We start from the raw sequence: 15,459 nt of genomic DNA, 5'->3' as shown, positions 1-15,459 counted from the left end.
AAGCTCATGAAACCCGCCCTCGCCATATTGCCGTTCATGCTGCTCGCCGCCTGTCAGGTGGACGAAGCGAATGAGGCCATGCGCGGCATGTCTCAGGATCGCATGACGGTCGCGCGGGCGGCATTTCGCGATATGGGGACGGAAGAGTTGGCGGGAATGCTCTTGCTGTCGCAAGACATTGCGGAGAGTTGTGATGGGATCGGGACGCACTCGCAGGTGCACAGCTTCCTCTCATCGCGGGTCGAGCGCCAGCCGTTCATCGACCCGGCGGTCAATGCCGCACGGCATGAGAATGCACGCGCCGCGTTCGTAGCGCAGCATGGCGTGGCGGACGGCAAGGCGTTCTGTGCGGCTGCCCGTGCAGAGATGAAACAAATGACGCCCCTGGGCGCAACCTTGGTGGAAGGACCGGCTCGCTGATGCAACCTGTCGGCACATATCTCGCGGAACTGAACATCGGGCGCCTTGTGGCCCCGACGGACGATCCGCGCGTGGCCGAATTCATGGGCGCGCTGGACCGGATCAACGGCATGGGCAAACGCATGCCGGGGTTTGTCTGGATGATGGAGGGCTCGGGAGAGCCTGGCACCGGAAACACCGAGAACAACATCGGTGACGATCCGCAATTCGTCGCCAATCTCACCGTTTGGGAAGATGTCGAAAGCCTTGAGCATTTCGTCTTCAATACGGTGCACAAACAGTTTTACGACCGCCGCGCGGAATGGTTCGAGCTGATGGCCGACCAGCATTTCGTGATGTGGTATGTCGAGGAAGGGCACAAGCCCACACTGGCAGAGGCGATGGAACGTCTCGCCTACAAGCAGGAACATGGGGACAGCGATCATGCCTTTGGCTGGTCGTATCTGAAACAGGCCACGCTTTTCACGACGAAAAGCTGTCGGCCCGCTCAGGGAGTTTTCCTATGAAACAGATCAAATATGTCACCCTCGCTTTCGCCTTCGCCGCAGGTGCCGCCGCCGCTGCCGAGTTGCCGCCGCTTCGTGAAGTCAGGGAGATCGACCAGAACATGCTCTGGGCCGGTCTGGCCATCGAGGTGGCGGACGAATGCCCGACCATCGAGGTGAGAAAGCTCAAGGGCCTGTCCTTCCTCTGGGGGCTGAAACACAAGGCCTCTTCCATGGGGTATTCAGATGACCAGATCCGCGCCTATGTGGACAGTGACGCCGAAGAAGCACGTATTCGCCGCCTGGGCGAGGACTATATCCGCCGCGCGGGGTTCGATCCGAAAACGCCAGAGGGGCTCTGTGCCTTCGGGGCAGGGGAAATCGCCAAAGGGTCGCTCATCGGCAGTTTTCTGAGGAGTGTGAAATGATCGGTCGCTTCGCATATCCCGCTGTTGTCGCGCTCTGGGCCATGCCCGCAGTGGCGCAGATGGTGATCACCGAGGACCCGGACATCCGTGGTCCTCTGGTCGACAACATGATCGTCACCGAACTGACGACCATCTGTCCGAAACTGGCTCCGCGCACGGCGCAGGTCAACAAACAGGCGCAGGCCATGATGGCGACGATCGTCGCCAAGGGCTATGGCGCGGACGACATTCAAACCCTTCAGGACCCGGCCTTTCTGGCGGTTCTGGCGGATGAATCGAAAAGCTTCTTTGCCGCTCAGGGCATTGAGAAACGAGACACGGAGGCGATGTGCGCCTTCGGCAAAGCGCAGATTGCAGGGCGGACGCCGCTCGGCAAGCTGATGAAGAACAGGTGATGTGACCATGGCAGATACGCGCAAAATCATCATTGACGGGACCGAGGTCGAAGTCGATCCGGCCATGACGATCCTCCAGGCCTGTGAAGTGGCCGGGATCGAAGTGCCGCGGTTCTGCTATCACGAACGGCTCTCCATTGCGGGCAATTGCCGCATGTGTCTGGTCGAGGTCGTGGGCGGCCCGCCGAAACCGGCGGCCTCCTGTGCCATGCAGGTGCGTGACCTGCGCCCGGGGCCGGAAGGCGCTCCGCCGGTGGTGAAAACCAATTCGCCGATGGTCAAGAAGGCCCGCGAGGGTGTGATGGAGTTTCTCCTGATCAACCACCCGCTCGATTGCCCGATCTGCGATCAGGGCGGCGAATGCGACCTTCAGGATCAGGCCATGGCCTACGGTGTGGATTTCTCCCGCTACCGCGAACCGAAGCGGGCCTCCGAGGATCTGAACCTCGGCCCGCTCGTCGCGACCACCATGACCCGCTGCATTTCCTGCACCCGCTGCGTACGCTTCACCACCGAGGTCGCGGGCATCACCCAGATGGGCCAGACCGGTCGTGGCGAAGACAGCGAGATCACCAGCTATCTCAACGAAACGCTGGCCTCGAACCTGCAAGGCAACATCATCGACCTGTGCCCGGTCGGCGCGCTGACCTCGAAACCCTATGCCTTTACCGCACGCCCGTGGGAACTGACCAAGACCGAAACCATCGACGTGATGGACGCGATGGGCTCCAATATTCGTGTGGATACCAAGGGCCGCGAAGTGATGCGTATCCTGCCGCGCAACCATGACGACGTGAACGAGGAGTGGATTTCCGACAAGACCCGCTTCATCTGGGACGGTCTCAAGCGTCAGCGCATCGACACGCCCTATATCCGCAAGAACGGCAAGCTGACCAAGGCCACCTGGGCCGAGGCGCTCTCCGTCGCGGCTGCGGCGATGAAGGGCAAGAAAGTTGCCGCTCTCGTGGGCGATCTGGCTCCGGTCGAGGCGATCTATGCGTTGAAAGGTCTTGTCGAGGGGCTGGGCGGTAACATCGAATGCCGTGTCGATGGCGCGAAACTGCCCGCGGGCAACCGTGGCGTTTACGCCGGTACTGCGACTATCGCCGACATCGACGATGCGAAATACATTCAGTTGATCGGCACCAACCCGCGCGATGAAGCGCCGGTGCTGAACGCCCGTATCCGCAAGGCCTGGGCGAAAGGCGCCAAGGTCGGTCTCGTCGGCCAGCCCGTCGATCTGACTTACGATTATGCCCATGTCGGCACCGACCGTGCGGCGCTCGAAGGTCTTCTGAGCCACAATTACGGCGACGTTCTGGATCAGCCGTCCATCGTCATCGTTGGTGCGGGGGCGATCAACGAGGCCGATGGCGAAGCGGTTCTGGCCACGGCGCAGAAACTCGCGGAAGCCACCGGGTCGAAACTCATGGTGCTCCACACTGCCGCCTCCCGCGTGGGGGCGATGGATGTGAATGCCGTGACCGAAGGTGGGCTGGACGCTGCGACCAACGGGGCAGAGGTGATCTATAACCTCGGTGCCGATGAGGTCGAAATCGCCGCCGGTCCCTTCGTGATCTATCAGGGCTCGCATGGCGATCTTGGCGCGCACCGCGCCGACGTGATTCTGCCGGGGGCGGCCTACACGGAAGAAAACGGACTGTTTGTGAACCTCGAAGGTCGGCCTCAGTTGGCTCTGCGTGCTGCCTTCCCGCCGGGCGAGGCGAAAGAGAACTGGGCGATTCTGCGGGCGCTGTCCGCCGAACTCGGTGCGACGCTGCCCTACGATTCTCTGGCGCAGTTGCGTAAGGCGCTGATTGCCGAGGTGCCGCATCTGGCGAAGATCGACACAGTGCCGGAAAATGCTGTGGTTGCCCTGCCTTCGAAATCGCTTGGCAAGGCCACTTTCCGCAACGCGGTGAAGGATTTCTACCTCACCAACCCGATTGCGCGCGCGTCCGTATTGATGGCGGAGCTCTCCGCTATGGCGAAAGCCCGCGCTGAGACGCCAATGGCGGCCGAGTAATGGGGCACCGCGCCACACATATGGCCGGTTTCGGGCTGATGCTGACGGGTCTTTCCGCTTGCGGGCAGACCTGCTGTACGGCTCCCGTGCCGGATGTGTCGCGCGCGGCGCAAGCCACCGATTTCCTCGGTGTGCAGACCCGTCTTCTCGATGGCGATCTGGTGAATTTTTTCGTCTCCGCACAAGGGGATGGGGCAAAAGACAGCGTGGTGGCCTATGCAGATTGTGCCGCCGCGCAATACGCGTTGATCCGGGGATACGGATTTGCGCGTCATGTGCGCACAAATGTCGCACAAGAGGGTGGAATTTGGCGGGCAGATGCTGTTTACACCATCTCGCCAGCGCTCCCCGACGGTTTGCGCCAGCTCGACGCTGAAGTCGTCGTCGCAAACTGCCGGGACAACGGAATACCGACGGTGTGAAAGGCTAGGACGACAATGGTCGAATATTTCACGACAACAAATCTGGGGATCTTCCTGCTCACACTCGGGCAGATTTTGCTGGTCCTCGTGCCGCTCTTCGTGGCGCTCGCCTTCCTGATGTATGGCGACCGGAAAATCTGGGCGGCTGTCCAGATGCGCAAAGGTCCCAACATTGTGGGCATCTTCGGCCTGTTGCAGTCCTTTGCGGACTTCATCAAATACCTCGTGAAAGAGGTGGTCGTGCCGGCAGGGGCGGATAAATTCGTCTTCTACCTGGCGCCGATGATCACCTTCATCACCGCCTGTATCGCATGGGTGGTGATCCCGTGGAACGACGGCTGGGTGATCTCCGACATCAACGTCGCGATCCTCTACATCTTCGCGATTTCCTCGCTCGAAGTGTATGGCGTGATCATGGGCGGCTGGGCGTCGAACTCGAAATACCCGTTCCTCGGCTCGCTGCGCTCCGCCGCGCAGATGATCTCTTACGAGGTCTCGATCGGCCTGATCATCATCGGCGTGATCATCTCGACCGGGTCGATGAACTTCGGCGACATCGTCGCAGCACAAGACGGGGCAGGGATATTCTCCTGGTACTGGCTGCCGCACCTGCCGATGGTCTTCCTGTTCTTCGTCTCGGCTCTGGCGGAAACCAACCGCCCGCCGTTCGATTTGCCGGAAGCGGAATCGGAACTGGTCGCCGGTTATCAGGTGGAATACTCCTCCACGCCGTTCCTTCTGTTTATGATGGGCGAACTGATGGCCGTGGTGCTGATGTGTGCGCTGATCTCCATCCTGTTCTTCGGCGGCTGGAACTCCCCGGTTGAATTCCTGCCCGATGGCATCCTGTGGCTCGTCGGCAAGATGCTGTTCTTCTTCTTCATCTTCTCGATGGTGAAAGCCATCGTGCCGCGCTATCGCTACGATCAGCTGATGCGCATCGGTTGGAAGGTTTTCCTGCCGCTGTCGCTGGGCTGGGTCGTTCTGGTCGCGTTCCTTGCCAAATACGAAGTCTTCGGCGCGTTCTGGGCGCGCTGGACGATTGGAGGCTGATCCATGGCTCTCGATTACACCCGCGCCGCCAAGTATTTCCTGATGATGGACATCTGGGCTGGTTTCAAAATCGGCCTGCGGTATTTCTTCTCGCCCAAGGCGACGATCAACTACCCGCATGAAAAAGGCCCGCTCAGCCCGCGGTTCCGGGGCGAGCACGCGCTGCGCCGTTATCCGAACGGCGAAGAGCGCTGCATCGCCTGCAAGCTCTGCGAAGCGATCTGCCCGGCGCAGGCCATCACCATTGATGCCGAACCGCGTGAAGACGGTTCGCGCCGCACCACGCGCTACGACATCGACATGACGAAATGTATCTACTGCGGTTTCTGTCAGGAAGCCTGCCCGGTGGATGCCATCGTCGAGGGCCCGAACTTCGAATTCTCCACCGAGACGCGTGAGGAACTGTTCTATGACAAGGAAAAACTCCTTGAGAACGGCGCGCGCTGGGAGGCGGAGATCGCCCGCAACCTCGAACTGGACGCCCCCTATCGCTAAGGAACCCACCCGTTGAACGATTTCGCCAAAATGTTCGGAGAGATGATCGCGCAGGGCCAGAAAATGGCCACGGCGTTCAATCCGGCTTTGGAGAATTTCCAGATGCCTGCTTTCGACAAGCTGTTCCCCACGATGGGGAAAGAGCAGATGGAAATGCTCTGGGGCAACACGTTCAACAAGGACGGTCTCGACAGCAAGACCCGGCTTCTGGTGGTGCTCGCGGGGCTGACCGCGCAGGGCGCGCAGGCCGAGGTGCCGTTCAAACTGACCGTCCGCCATGCGCTTGAGGCGGGGGCCACACAAAAAGAGATCGCGGAAGTGATCTACCAAATGTCAATGCTGGGCGGTGTGCCCGCTATGTCAAAAGCACTGGAGTTGGCGCAGGCCGTCTTCTCCGAGACGCAGGAGGACAGTGAATGACTGTCGCGGATTTCGCATTCTATTGTTTCGCCATCCTGATGCTGGTGGCCGGGGCCTTTACCGTGGTCTCGAAAAACCCGGTGCACTCGGTGCTCTGGCTCATCCTCACCTTTCTGTCGGCGGCGGGGCTCTTCGTCCTTCTGGGGGCGGAATTCGTCGCGATGCTCCTGATCATCGTCTATGTCGGTGCGGTGATGGTGCTCTTCCTCTTCGTGGTCATGATGCTCGATGTCGATTTCGCGGCGCTCAGGGCGGGGGCGACGAAATACCTGCCCTTCGGCCTGCTGATCGGTGTTGTGCTGATCCTGCAACTGTTCCTCGCCTTTGGAGACTGGGTGCAGGCACCGGGCGCCGAGGCGTTGCGCCGCACGGTGACGCCGGAGGCGACCGAGATTCACAACACCCAAGCCATCGGCATGGTGATGTATGACCAGTACCTGATGCTGTTCCAGCTTGCGGGTCTGGTGCTTCTGGTCTCGATGATCGGTGCGATCACCCTGACGCTGCGCCACCGCTCCGACGTGAAACGCCAGAACGTGCTGCATCAGATGTATCGCAAACCGGAAGACTCCTTTGAGATGAAGGACGTGAAACCGGGGCAGGGGCTTTGAGCCTCAGATGAATGACCGGGGCGACCGCACGCCGCCCCGAAACAAAGGCCGCAAACGGCGGCGAGAGAGAAAGAACTGAGGGACGACATGGTCGGACTTGAACATTACCTGACAGTGGCCGCGGCGCTGTTTGTCATCGGCATCTTCGGGCTCTTTTTGAACCGGAAGAACATCATCATCATCCTGATGTCGATCGAGATGATCCTGCTGTCGGTCAATATCAACCTTGTCGCCTTTTCCTCCTCGACAGTTGGGTTGGGGGATCTGACGGGACAGATTTTCACGATGCTTGTGCTGACCGTGGCCGCCGCCGAGGCCGCCATCGGGCTAGCCATCCTCGTGAGCTTCTTCCGCAACCGCGGCACGATCGACGTCGAAGACGTCAACGTGATGAAAGGATAAGGGACCATGGAATCGATTGTCCTCTTTGCGCCGCTGGTCGGTGCCATCATCGCCGGTTTCGGCTGGCGTGTGATCGGGGAGAAGGGTGCGCAGTATCTGACGACGGGCCTTCTTTTCCTCGCTGCGATCCTGTCCTGGGTTCTCTTTCTCACCCATGACGGCCAGACCCATCACGTCACGATCCTGCGCTGGATCGACAGCGGTTCGCTCTCCGTCGACTGGGGCATTCGCCTCGACCGTCTGACGACGATCATGCTGATCGTGGTCAACACGGTCTCGGCGCTGGTGCACCTCTACTCGCTGGGCTACATGGCGCATGACGAGAACTTTGGCGATGACGAGCCTTACCGGGCGCGCTTCTTCGCCTATCTCTCGCTTTTCACCTTCACTATGCTGATGCTGGTGACCGCCGACAACCTGTTGCAGATGTTCTTCGGCTGGGAAGGCGTGGGCCTTGCCTCCTACCTTTTGATTGGCTTCTATATCAAGAAACCCTCGGCCGGTGCTGCTTCGATGAAAGCCTTCATCGTCAACCGTGTCGGTGACTTCGGCTTTATCCTCGGCATGGCCGGCCTGTTCTTCATGACCGACAGCATCCGCCTCGATGACGTGTTCGCCCAGGGGCCGGTTCTGGCCGAGACCACGCTGCACTTCCTCTGGACCGACTGGAACGCTGCCAACCTTCTGGCCTTCCTGCTGTTCGTCGGCGCGATGGGGAAATCGGCGCAGCTCTTCCTGCACACCTGGTTGCCGGATGCGATGGAAGGGCCGACGCCGGTCTCCGCACTGATCCACGCCGCGACTATGGTGACCGCCGGTGTCTTTCTCGTGTGCCGCATGTCGCCGATTTTCGAATATGCGCCGCAGGCCCAGATGTTCGTCGTCTATATCGGTGCGACCACGGCCTTTTTCGCGGCCACGGTGGGCCTCGTGCAAAACGACATCAAACGCGTCATCGCCTATTCGACCTGTTCGCAGCTCGGATACATGTTCGTGGCCGCCGGTGTCGGCGCCTACGGTCCGGCGATGTTCCACCTGCTGACACACGCCTTCTTCAAGGCGATGCTTTTCCTCTCCGCTGGCTCCGTCATTACCGCGATGCACCACGAACAGGATATGCGCAATTACGGTGGTCTTCGTAAAAAGATCCCGTTTACCTTCTGGATGATGATCATTGGCACGCTGGCGATCACCGGTGTGGGCATTCCGCTGACCCATTTCGGTTTCGCGGGTTTCCTGTCGAAAGACGCGATCATCGAGAGCGCCTTTGCCTCCGGTGTCGGCTACGCCTTCTGGATGCTGGTGATCGCGGCGCTGTTCACCTCCTTCTACTCCTGGCGTCTGATCTTCCTGACCTTCTTCGGCAAGGAACGCGGCGATCATCACGCTCATGAGCATGCCCATGAAAGCCCGCTGGTGATGCTGGTCCCGATCGGGGTCCTGTCGCTCGGTGCGATTTTCGGCGGGATGCTCTGGTACAACAGCTTCTTCGGCGATCATGACAAGTTCACCGAGTTCTTCGGCCTGCCGCATCACGCGGAGGTTGAGATGGCGGACGGTCATGGCGAAGCGGCGACGGACGCACATGGCGAAACGGTCGTCGCCGACAGCCATGGTGAAGAGATGCATGCCGAGGCTCATGCAGAAGGTATGGCGCCGCAGGGTGCGATTTTCGTGGCGGCCGACAACACCATCTTGGACGATGCGCACCATGCGCCGACCTGGGTGAAAGTCTCGCCCTTCATCGCGATGCTGATCGGTTTCGTGATGGCGATGTGGTTCTACATCTGGAGCCCGTCGCTGCCGAAGAAACTGGCCGAGAGCCAGCCGGTCGCCTACCGCTTCCTGCTCAACAAATGGTACTTTGACGAGATTTACGATGCGCTCATCGTGCGTCCCGTGCTCGCCCTTGGCCGCTTCTTCTGGAAGCGCGGCGACGAAGGCACCATCGACGGCGCGATCAACGGTCTCGCCATGGGCATCGTGCCCTTCTTCACCCGGCTTGCGGGCCGGGCGCAGACGGGCTTCATCTTCACATATGCATTCAGCATGGTTCTGGGGATTGTACTCTTGATTACCTGGATGACGATTGGCGGGGGGGCACAGTAATGGATAACGTGCTGTCCTTCGTCACCTTCCTTCCGACGGTGGCCGCTCTCCTGCTCGCGCTTTTCCTGCGTGGCGACGACGAGGTGGCGCAGAAAAACGCCAAGGTTGTGGCTTTGTTCGCGACCGTGATCACCTTCGTGATCTCACTCTTCATTCTCTTCGGTTTCGATCCCGAAGACACCGGCTTCCAGATGGTCGAAGAGGCCGACTGGATCATGGGGCTGAAATACAAGATGGGTGTGGACGGGATTTCGGTCCTGTTCGTCATGCTCACCACTGCGCTCATGCCGCTCGCTGTCTGGTCGGCATGGGACGTGAAGGTGCGTGTGAAAGAGTACATGATCGCCTTCCTCCTCTTGGAAACGCTCATGCTCGGCGTGTTCACCGCGCTCGATCTGGTGCTCTTCTACCTGTTCTTCGAGGCGGGCCTCATTCCGATGTTCCTGATCATCGGCATCTGGGGGGGACCGAACCGGATCTACGCCGCGTTCAAGTTCTTTCTCTACACCTTCCTCGGCTCCGTGCTCATGCTGATCGCGATGATCGCCATGTATGTCGATGCGGGCACCACCGATATCGTCACCCTTCTCGGCCACGAGTTCTCGCATGAGACGATCACGGTGCTGGGCTTCCACATCGTCGGCGGGTTCCAGACGCTTGCCTTCCTCGCCTTCTTCGCCTCCTTCGCAGTGAAGATGCCGATGTGGCCGGTGCATACCTGGTTGCCGGACGCCCACGTTCAGGCTCCGACCGCAGGTTCGGTCATCCTGGCCGCGATCCTTCTGAAGATGGGCGGCTACGGCTTCCTGCGCTTCTCGCTGCCGATGTTCCCCTACGCCTCCGATCTGCTGGCCAATTTCGTGCTCTGGCTTTCGGTGATCGCCATCGTCTACGCCTCGCTCGTCGCGCTCGTGCAAGAGGACATGAAAAAACTCATCGCCTACAGTTCGGTCGCCCACATGGGCTACGTCACGGCGGGGATTTTCTCCTTCAATCAACAAGGCCTCGACGGCGCGATCTTTCAGATGATCTCCCACGGGTTCGTTTCCGGCGCGCTCTTCCTCTGTGTCGGCGTGATCTATGACCGGATGCACACCCGTCAGATCGACGCTTTCGGCGGTCTGGTGAAAAACATGCCGGCCTATGCGCTCGTCTTCATGTTCTTCACCATGGCGAACGTCGGCCTTCCGGGCACCTCGGGTTTCGTCGGTGAATTCCTGACCATCATCGGCATGTTCCAGGCCAACACCTGGGTCGCCCTTGTGGCCGCCACCGGTGTGATCTTCTCCGCCTCTTATGCGCTCTGGCTCTACCGCCGGGTCGTGCTTGGCGATCTGATCAAGGAAAGCCTGAAGACCATCAAGGACATGAACGCGCGCGAGAAATGGATTTTCGCTCCGCTCGTGGCGATGACCCTGATCCTCGGCGTCTATCCGTCGCTGGTGACGGATCTCATCGGGCCTTCGGTCTCGGCGCTGATTGACAACTACCATGCCGCTCTGCCGATGGTCGCAGACGCTGCAACGCACTAAGGGACACGGGATATGACCTCTACAGACTTTTCCATCGTCCTGCCGGAAGTCCTCCTTGCCGTCTACGGCATGGCGGCGCTCTTGTTCGCCGTCTACACCGGCAAGGACAAGCTTTCCGGCCTCGTCACCTGGCTCACCGCGGCGGTCTTCGTGATCGTGGCGCTGTGGATCGGGCTCGGCGGGCAGGGCAGCCGCGTGGCTTTCGGCGGGTTGTTCATTGACGACGCCTTCTCGCGCTTCGGCAAGGTGGGCGTGCTGCTCGCCGGTGCAGCCGTGCTTGTGATGTCGCATGACTTTCTTGAAAAGCGCGGCTTCGCCAAGTTCGAATACCCGATCCTTCTGCTGTTCTCGACGATCGGCATGATGGTCATGGTGTCGGCGGGCGATTTGATGTCGCTCTATCTCGGCCTCGAACTGATGTCGCTGTCGCTCTACGTCATCGCCTCCTTCCGTCGTGACAACGTGAAATCGACCGAAGCGGGCCTGAAGTATTTCGTGCTCGGCTCGCTCTCCTCGGGCCTGTTGCTCTACGGTTCCTCGCTGATCTACGGGTTCTCCGGCACCACCTCTTTCGCCGGTATCATCTCCGTGGTGCAGGGCAACGTGCCGCTGGGCGTGCTGTTCGGCCTGATCTTCGTGATGACCGGTCTGGCGTTCAAGGTTTCCGCCGTGCCGTTCCACATGTGGACCCCGGACGTTTATGAAGGCGCGCCGACGCCGACCACCGCCTTCTTCGCCACCGCGCCGAAGCTCGCCGCCATGGGGCTCTTCGCCCGCGTGCTGTTCGACGCTTTCGGCGGTGTGCCGGGCGACTGGCAGCAGGTGCTTGCAGTGATCGCCGTGGCCTCCATGTTCTGGGGCGCCTTCGCCGGGATCGGTCAGACCAACATCAAGCGTCTGATGGCCTATTCCTCCATCACCCACATGGGCTTTGCCCTGATGGGGCTGGCGGCGGCCAATGCCGAAGGCGTGCAATCCGCGATGGTCTACATGGCGATCTACGTCGCGATGAACATCGGTGCTTTCGCTTTCATCATGACGATGGAGCGCGACGGCAAACCGGTGACCGACCTCTCCGCGCTGAACCTCTACTGGCGCGTGTCGCCGACCAAGGCGCTCGCTGTGCTGGTGCTGTTCTTCTCGCTCGCCGGCGTGCCGCCGATGCTCGGCTTCTTCGCCAAGTTTTCCGTGCTCATGGCGGCCTGGAACGCAGGTCTCACCTGGCTTGCAATCTTCGGTGTGATCGCTTCGGTGATTGCGGCCTTCTACTATCTCCGTGTCGTCTACTACATGTATTTCGGCAGCGAGGTGGAGCCGCTCGACAACACCAAGAGCCCGGTGGCCGTTCTGTTGCTTATGGTTTCGGCCCTGATCATGCTTGTGGGGATCGTGAACATGTTCGGCGTCGACGGTATGGCCGCGATTGCGGCGGATGCTCTTGTCAAATAACCGCCATACATGGCCCGAAGGGGTGGGGCGCATCGTCCTTCCCTCCGTGGACAGCACCATGTCGGAGGCCGCGCGTGTCGCGGCCTCTTCCGCGTTTCCGCAATGGATTCTCGCGTTGAACCAAACCGGCGCGCATGGCCGTCGTGGTCGTCCCTGGTCCATGCCGGAAGGCAACTTCGCGGCCACGCTCCTGATGTTCCCGACCGAGCCGCCCGCACTTGTCGCGCTACGGTCTTTCGTGGCCTCTCTGGCGCTTCACGACGCTTTCGTTGCGATCACCGGGCGCGCCGATCCTTTCGCGCTGAAATGGCCGAATGACGTGTTGCTCAACGGCGGGAAGGTGGCGGGCATTCTTCTGGAGCGCGGCGCGTCTCATCTCGCCATCGGTATCGGTATCAATCTGGTCGAAGCGCCCTCCACCGCAGAGGTCGAAGAGGGGGCCACGCCGCCGGTCTCTCTGGCCGATGAAACCGGTGCGCTTGTCGCCCCCGAAGAATTTCTTGATCAGCTAGCGCCCGCCTACGCCTATTGGGAGAGCCAGTTCACCACCTATGGCTTTGGCCCGGTGCGCGAGGCCTGGCTGTCCCGTGCCGCGCGTCTTGGCACCGAAATCCGCGCCCGCACCATGCGCGAGACGCATCACGGCATTTTCGAGACCGTGGACGCCTTTGGCAATCTCGTGCTCGACACTGGAGCGGGCAAACTCACCATCCCAGCCGCAGAGGTCTATTTCTGATGCTTCTCTGTATCGACACCGGCAACACCAACACCGTCTTTTCCATCTGGAACGGCAGCGAGATCATCGCCACATGGCGCACCTCGACGGAGCATCAGCGCACGGCGGACCAGTATTACGTCTGGCTCTCGACGCTCATGAATTTCCAGAAGATCGAGGCGGATATTTCCGAGGTGATCATTTCTTCCACCGTGCCGCGCGTGGTGTTCAATCTGCGGGTTCTGGCGAACCGCTATTTCGACTGCCGCCCTCTTGTCGTCGGCAAGCCCGAATGCCTCCTGCCGCATATGCCTCGGGTGGACGAGGGGACGACCGTGGGTCCTGACCGTCTTGTCAACTCTGCGGGCGCGTTTGACAAATACGGCGGCGATCTCATCGTCGTGGATTTTGGCACGGCGACGACCTTTGACGTGGTGGCGCAAGACGGCGCTTATGTCGGCGGTGTGATCTCCCCCGGTGTGAACGCCTCGCTCGAAAGCCTGCACCACGCCGCTGCGGCACTCCCACATGTCGATGTGACCATGCCGCAAAAGGTGATCGGCACCAACACCGTGGCCTGTATGCAGTCCGGCGTGTTCTGGGGCTATATCGGTCTCGTGCGCGAGACCTGCAACCGCATCAAGGACGAATATGGCCGCCCGATGCGTGTGATTGCGACCGGGGGGCTTGCGCCGCTGTTCAATCAGGGTCACAAGCTCTTTGACCATTTCGATGAATTTCTGACGATCCACGGCCTTGTCGTGATCCATAACTATAACAAGGACATGGGCAACTGATGAGCGAACGTCTTCTCTATCTTCCCTTGGGTGGTGCCGGCGAGATCGGCATGAACTGTTACGTCTACGGCTATGGGCCGGAAGGCGACGAGCGCTATATCGTGGTCGATCTCGGCGTCACCTTCCCGTCGATGGACGGCACGCCGGGGGTCGATCTGATCTTCGCCGATGTCGCGTGGCTCGAAGAGCGCAAGGACCGGATCGAGGCGATTTTCATCACCCATGCGCATGAGGATCACGTCGGTGCGGTCGGACATCTCTGGCCCCGTCTCGATGCGCCGGTCTATGCCCGCGCCTTCACCGCCCACATCGCCCGGCTCAAATTCGAAGAGCACGGCCATGACGAATTGCAGATCAAGACGGTCTCGAAATGGCCGGAAACCATCCAATGCGGGCCGTTTACCGTGGGTTTCCTGCCGGTGTCGCATTCGATTCCGGAATCCTCCGCTCTTGTGATCGACACGCCTGCGGGCCGGGTGATCCACACCGGCGATTTCAAACTCGACGAAAACCCCGTTGTGGGCGAGCCGTTCGACCGCGCGCTTTGGGAGAGCGTCGCCTCTTCCGGCGTCAAGGCGCTGGTCTGCGACTCCACGAACGTGTTTTCACCCAAGCCGGGTCGCTCGGAATCCGAGGTGGTTGAACCGATTACCCGGCTCATTGCCTCGCTAGACGGTATGGTCGCTGCGACCACATTCGCTTCCAACATCGCTCGGGTCAAAACGCTCGCCGAAGCGGGCTCCAAGGCTGGGCGCTCCGTCGTGCTATTGGGGCGCGCCATGCGCCGGATGATCACGGCGGCGATTGAAACCGGCATCATCGCCGATTTCCCCAAAACCGTATCGCCGGAAAACGCGGGCGACATTCCGCGTGAGAATCTTATGTTGTTGACCACGGGGTCGCAGGGCGAGCATCGCGCCGCCACCGCGCAGCTTTCGCGCGGGAAATACCTTGGCCTGAAAATGGCCGAGGGGGATACGATGATCTTTTCCTCGAAAACCATTCCGGGCAACGAGGTCTCCGTCGGGCGTATTCTCAACAGCTTCTCGGAAATGGGGGTCGAGACCATCTCCGGTCGCGATGAATATCACGTCTCCGGCCATGCCAACGGTCCCGATTTGGCGCTTCTGCATGAGATCGTCAAACCGCAGATCGTCATCCCGATGCATGGCGAACACCGTCACCTGCGCGAACATGCGAAACTGGCCGAAAGCAACGGCTTTCAGGCCATTGTCGCGCCAAACGGTGTCGGTGTGGACCTGTCGGGCAATACGCCGCGTGTGTCGGAATATATCGAAACCGGTCGCACTTATCTCGATGGTTCGGTGCAGATTGGCGCGCTCGATGGCATCGTGCGTGACCGTATCCGCATCGCGATGAATGGGCTGGTGGTCGCCACGGTGATCGTCGAGGACGATGAGCCGCTGGGCGATTGCTGGTGCGAGCTGCGCGGCCTGCCAGAGGTTGGCCTGTCGCGCGCGCCTCTGGTCGATGTGCTCGAAGAGGATGTGAACCAGTTCCTGATGCGCGCCAAGCCGAAAACCTTGTCGGATGACGATGCGCTGGAAGAGGAAATGCGCCGGATCATCCGCAAGACGACACTCGAAGAGGTGGGCAAGAAGCCTGAAGTCCAGATCGTGATCTCGCGCTTGTCGAGCTGAGCAACGGGTGGCTCAGGCTGCCTGTTTCCTTTGCTGCTG

At 60.4% G+C, this 15,459-nt stretch carries 17 protein-coding genes; all 17 read left to right on the top strand.

Annotated features, from left to right (window positions below):
• The first annotated feature begins 6 nt into the window (after positions 1 to 6).
• The 17 genes from C8N42_RS09425 (at position 7) to C8N42_RS09345 (ending at position 15,420) form a co-directional block, all read left to right on the top strand.
• Positions 7 to 420, top strand: a complete 414-nt coding sequence (locus C8N42_RS09425) for a hypothetical protein (protein WP_107816318.1) — start codon at positions 7 to 9, stop codon at positions 418 to 420.
• Complete coding sequence (locus C8N42_RS09420) at positions 420 to 926, top strand: DUF3291 domain-containing protein (RefSeq protein WP_107816317.1); 507 nt, start codon at positions 420 to 422, stop codon at positions 924 to 926. Before C8N42_RS09425 ends, C8N42_RS09420 begins: the two co-directional genes overlap by 1 nt.
• Positions 923 to 1,333 (top strand): DUF5333 domain-containing protein, encoded by a 411-nt coding sequence (locus C8N42_RS09415; protein WP_107816316.1) that lies wholly within the window; start codon positions 923 to 925, stop codon positions 1,331 to 1,333. Before C8N42_RS09420 ends, C8N42_RS09415 begins: the two co-directional genes overlap by 4 nt.
• Positions 1,330 to 1,728 (top strand): DUF5333 family protein, encoded by a 399-nt coding sequence (locus tag C8N42_RS09410; protein ID WP_107816315.1) that lies wholly within the window; start codon positions 1,330 to 1,332, stop codon positions 1,726 to 1,728. The genes C8N42_RS09415 and C8N42_RS09410 overlap by 4 nt, the downstream gene beginning before the upstream one ends.
• Positions 1,729 to 1,735: 7 nt before the next feature.
• The gene (gene nuoG, locus C8N42_RS09405) at positions 1,736 to 3,754 is read left to right on the top strand and encodes an NADH-quinone oxidoreductase subunit NuoG (RefSeq protein WP_107816501.1); all 2,019 of its coding nucleotides are present in this window, start codon (positions 1,736 to 1,738) and stop codon (positions 3,752 to 3,754) included.
• Positions 3,754 to 4,176 (top strand): hypothetical protein, encoded by a 423-nt coding sequence (locus C8N42_RS09400; protein WP_211309171.1) that lies wholly within the window; start codon positions 3,754 to 3,756, stop codon positions 4,174 to 4,176. Before nuoG ends, C8N42_RS09400 begins: the two co-directional genes overlap by 1 nt.
• A 15-nt stretch (positions 4,177 to 4,191) precedes the next feature.
• Positions 4,192 to 5,229, top strand: a complete 1,038-nt coding sequence (gene nuoH / locus C8N42_RS09395) for an NADH-quinone oxidoreductase subunit NuoH (RefSeq protein ID WP_107816314.1) — start codon at positions 4,192 to 4,194, stop codon at positions 5,227 to 5,229.
• A gap of 3 nt (positions 5,230 to 5,232) precedes the next feature.
• The gene (nuoI, locus tag C8N42_RS09390) at positions 5,233 to 5,724 is read left to right on the top strand and encodes an NADH-quinone oxidoreductase subunit NuoI (RefSeq protein ID WP_066704083.1); all 492 of its coding nucleotides are present in this window, start codon (positions 5,233 to 5,235) and stop codon (positions 5,722 to 5,724) included.
• 30 nt (positions 5,725 to 5,754) lie between these two features.
• Positions 5,755 to 6,144: a carboxymuconolactone decarboxylase family protein gene (locus C8N42_RS09385; protein ID WP_425430524.1), complete on the top strand. Its 390-nt coding sequence runs from the start codon at positions 5,755 to 5,757 to the stop codon at positions 6,142 to 6,144.
• Positions 6,141 to 6,755, top strand: a complete 615-nt coding sequence (locus C8N42_RS09380) for an NADH-quinone oxidoreductase subunit J (protein ID WP_107816312.1) — start codon at positions 6,141 to 6,143, stop codon at positions 6,753 to 6,755. Before C8N42_RS09385 ends, C8N42_RS09380 begins: the two co-directional genes overlap by 4 nt.
• Before the next feature lie 87 nt (positions 6,756 to 6,842).
• Positions 6,843 to 7,157 carry an NADH-quinone oxidoreductase subunit NuoK gene (gene nuoK, locus C8N42_RS09375; protein WP_107816311.1) on the top strand — a complete coding sequence of 105 codons (315 nt, stop codon included), beginning with the start codon at positions 6,843 to 6,845 and terminating at the stop codon, positions 7,155 to 7,157.
• 6 nt (positions 7,158 to 7,163) lie between these two features.
• Complete coding sequence (gene nuoL, locus C8N42_RS09370) at positions 7,164 to 9,266, top strand: NADH-quinone oxidoreductase subunit L (protein ID WP_107816310.1); 2,103 nt, start codon at positions 7,164 to 7,166, stop codon at positions 9,264 to 9,266.
• Positions 9,266 to 10,798: an NADH-quinone oxidoreductase subunit M gene (locus C8N42_RS09365; RefSeq protein WP_107816309.1), complete on the top strand. Its 1,533-nt coding sequence runs from the start codon at positions 9,266 to 9,268 to the stop codon at positions 10,796 to 10,798. Before nuoL ends, C8N42_RS09365 begins: the two co-directional genes overlap by 1 nt.
• Positions 10,799 to 10,810: 12 nt before the next feature.
• On the top strand, positions 10,811 to 12,247 hold the full coding sequence (nuoN, locus tag C8N42_RS09360) for an NADH-quinone oxidoreductase subunit NuoN (protein ID WP_107816308.1): 1,437 nt from the start codon (positions 10,811 to 10,813) through the stop codon (positions 12,245 to 12,247).
• Positions 12,231 to 12,983 carry a biotin--[acetyl-CoA-carboxylase] ligase gene (locus C8N42_RS09355; protein WP_107816307.1) on the top strand — a complete coding sequence of 251 codons (753 nt, stop codon included), beginning with the start codon at positions 12,231 to 12,233 and terminating at the stop codon, positions 12,981 to 12,983. The genes nuoN and C8N42_RS09355 overlap by 17 nt, the downstream gene beginning before the upstream one ends.
• Positions 12,983 to 13,759 (top strand): type III pantothenate kinase, encoded by a 777-nt coding sequence (locus tag C8N42_RS09350; protein ID WP_107816306.1) that lies wholly within the window; start codon positions 12,983 to 12,985, stop codon positions 13,757 to 13,759. Before C8N42_RS09355 ends, C8N42_RS09350 begins: the two co-directional genes overlap by 1 nt.
• Positions 13,756 to 15,420 (top strand): ribonuclease J, encoded by a 1,665-nt coding sequence (locus C8N42_RS09345; RefSeq protein WP_107816305.1) that lies wholly within the window; start codon positions 13,756 to 13,758, stop codon positions 15,418 to 15,420. Before C8N42_RS09350 ends, C8N42_RS09345 begins: the two co-directional genes overlap by 4 nt.
• Positions 15,421 to 15,459 lie beyond the last annotated feature (39 nt).

It is taken from the genome of Celeribacter persicus (assembly GCF_003050785.1).
Taxonomy (GTDB): domain Bacteria; phylum Pseudomonadota; class Alphaproteobacteria; order Rhodobacterales; family Rhodobacteraceae; genus Celeribacter; species Celeribacter persicus.
This window is presented reverse-complemented; position numbering and strand designations above follow the sequence as displayed.

Coding starts and splice junctions, on each gene's coding strand:
- C8N42_RS09355 (WP_107816307.1), top strand. CDS start 12,231: ATGCTCTTGTCAAATAACCGCCATACATGGCCCGAAGGGGTGGGGCGC.
- C8N42_RS09425 (WP_107816318.1), top strand. CDS start 7: ATGAAACCCGCCCTCGCCATATTGCCGTTCATGCTGCTCGCCGCCTGT.
- C8N42_RS09400 (WP_211309171.1), top strand. CDS start 3,754: ATGGGGCACCGCGCCACACATATGGCCGGTTTCGGGCTGATGCTGACG.
- C8N42_RS09365 (WP_107816309.1), top strand. CDS start 9,266: ATGGATAACGTGCTGTCCTTCGTCACCTTCCTTCCGACGGTGGCCGCT.
- nuoH (WP_107816314.1), top strand. CDS start 4,192: ATGGTCGAATATTTCACGACAACAAATCTGGGGATCTTCCTGCTCACA.
- C8N42_RS09385 (WP_425430524.1), top strand. CDS start 5,755: ATGTTCGGAGAGATGATCGCGCAGGGCCAGAAAATGGCCACGGCGTTC.
- C8N42_RS09410 (WP_107816315.1), top strand. CDS start 1,330: ATGATCGGTCGCTTCGCATATCCCGCTGTTGTCGCGCTCTGGGCCATG.
- C8N42_RS09380 (WP_107816312.1), top strand. CDS start 6,141: ATGACTGTCGCGGATTTCGCATTCTATTGTTTCGCCATCCTGATGCTG.
- nuoG (WP_107816501.1), top strand. CDS start 1,736: ATGGCAGATACGCGCAAAATCATCATTGACGGGACCGAGGTCGAAGTC.
- C8N42_RS09420 (WP_107816317.1), top strand. CDS start 420: ATGCAACCTGTCGGCACATATCTCGCGGAACTGAACATCGGGCGCCTT.
- C8N42_RS09415 (WP_107816316.1), top strand. CDS start 923: ATGAAACAGATCAAATATGTCACCCTCGCTTTCGCCTTCGCCGCAGGT.
- nuoI (WP_066704083.1), top strand. CDS start 5,233: ATGGCTCTCGATTACACCCGCGCCGCCAAGTATTTCCTGATGATGGAC.
- C8N42_RS09350 (WP_107816306.1), top strand. CDS start 12,983: ATGCTTCTCTGTATCGACACCGGCAACACCAACACCGTCTTTTCCATC.
- nuoN (WP_107816308.1), top strand. CDS start 10,811: ATGACCTCTACAGACTTTTCCATCGTCCTGCCGGAAGTCCTCCTTGCC.
- nuoK (WP_107816311.1), top strand. CDS start 6,843: ATGGTCGGACTTGAACATTACCTGACAGTGGCCGCGGCGCTGTTTGTC.
- nuoL (WP_107816310.1), top strand. CDS start 7,164: ATGGAATCGATTGTCCTCTTTGCGCCGCTGGTCGGTGCCATCATCGCC.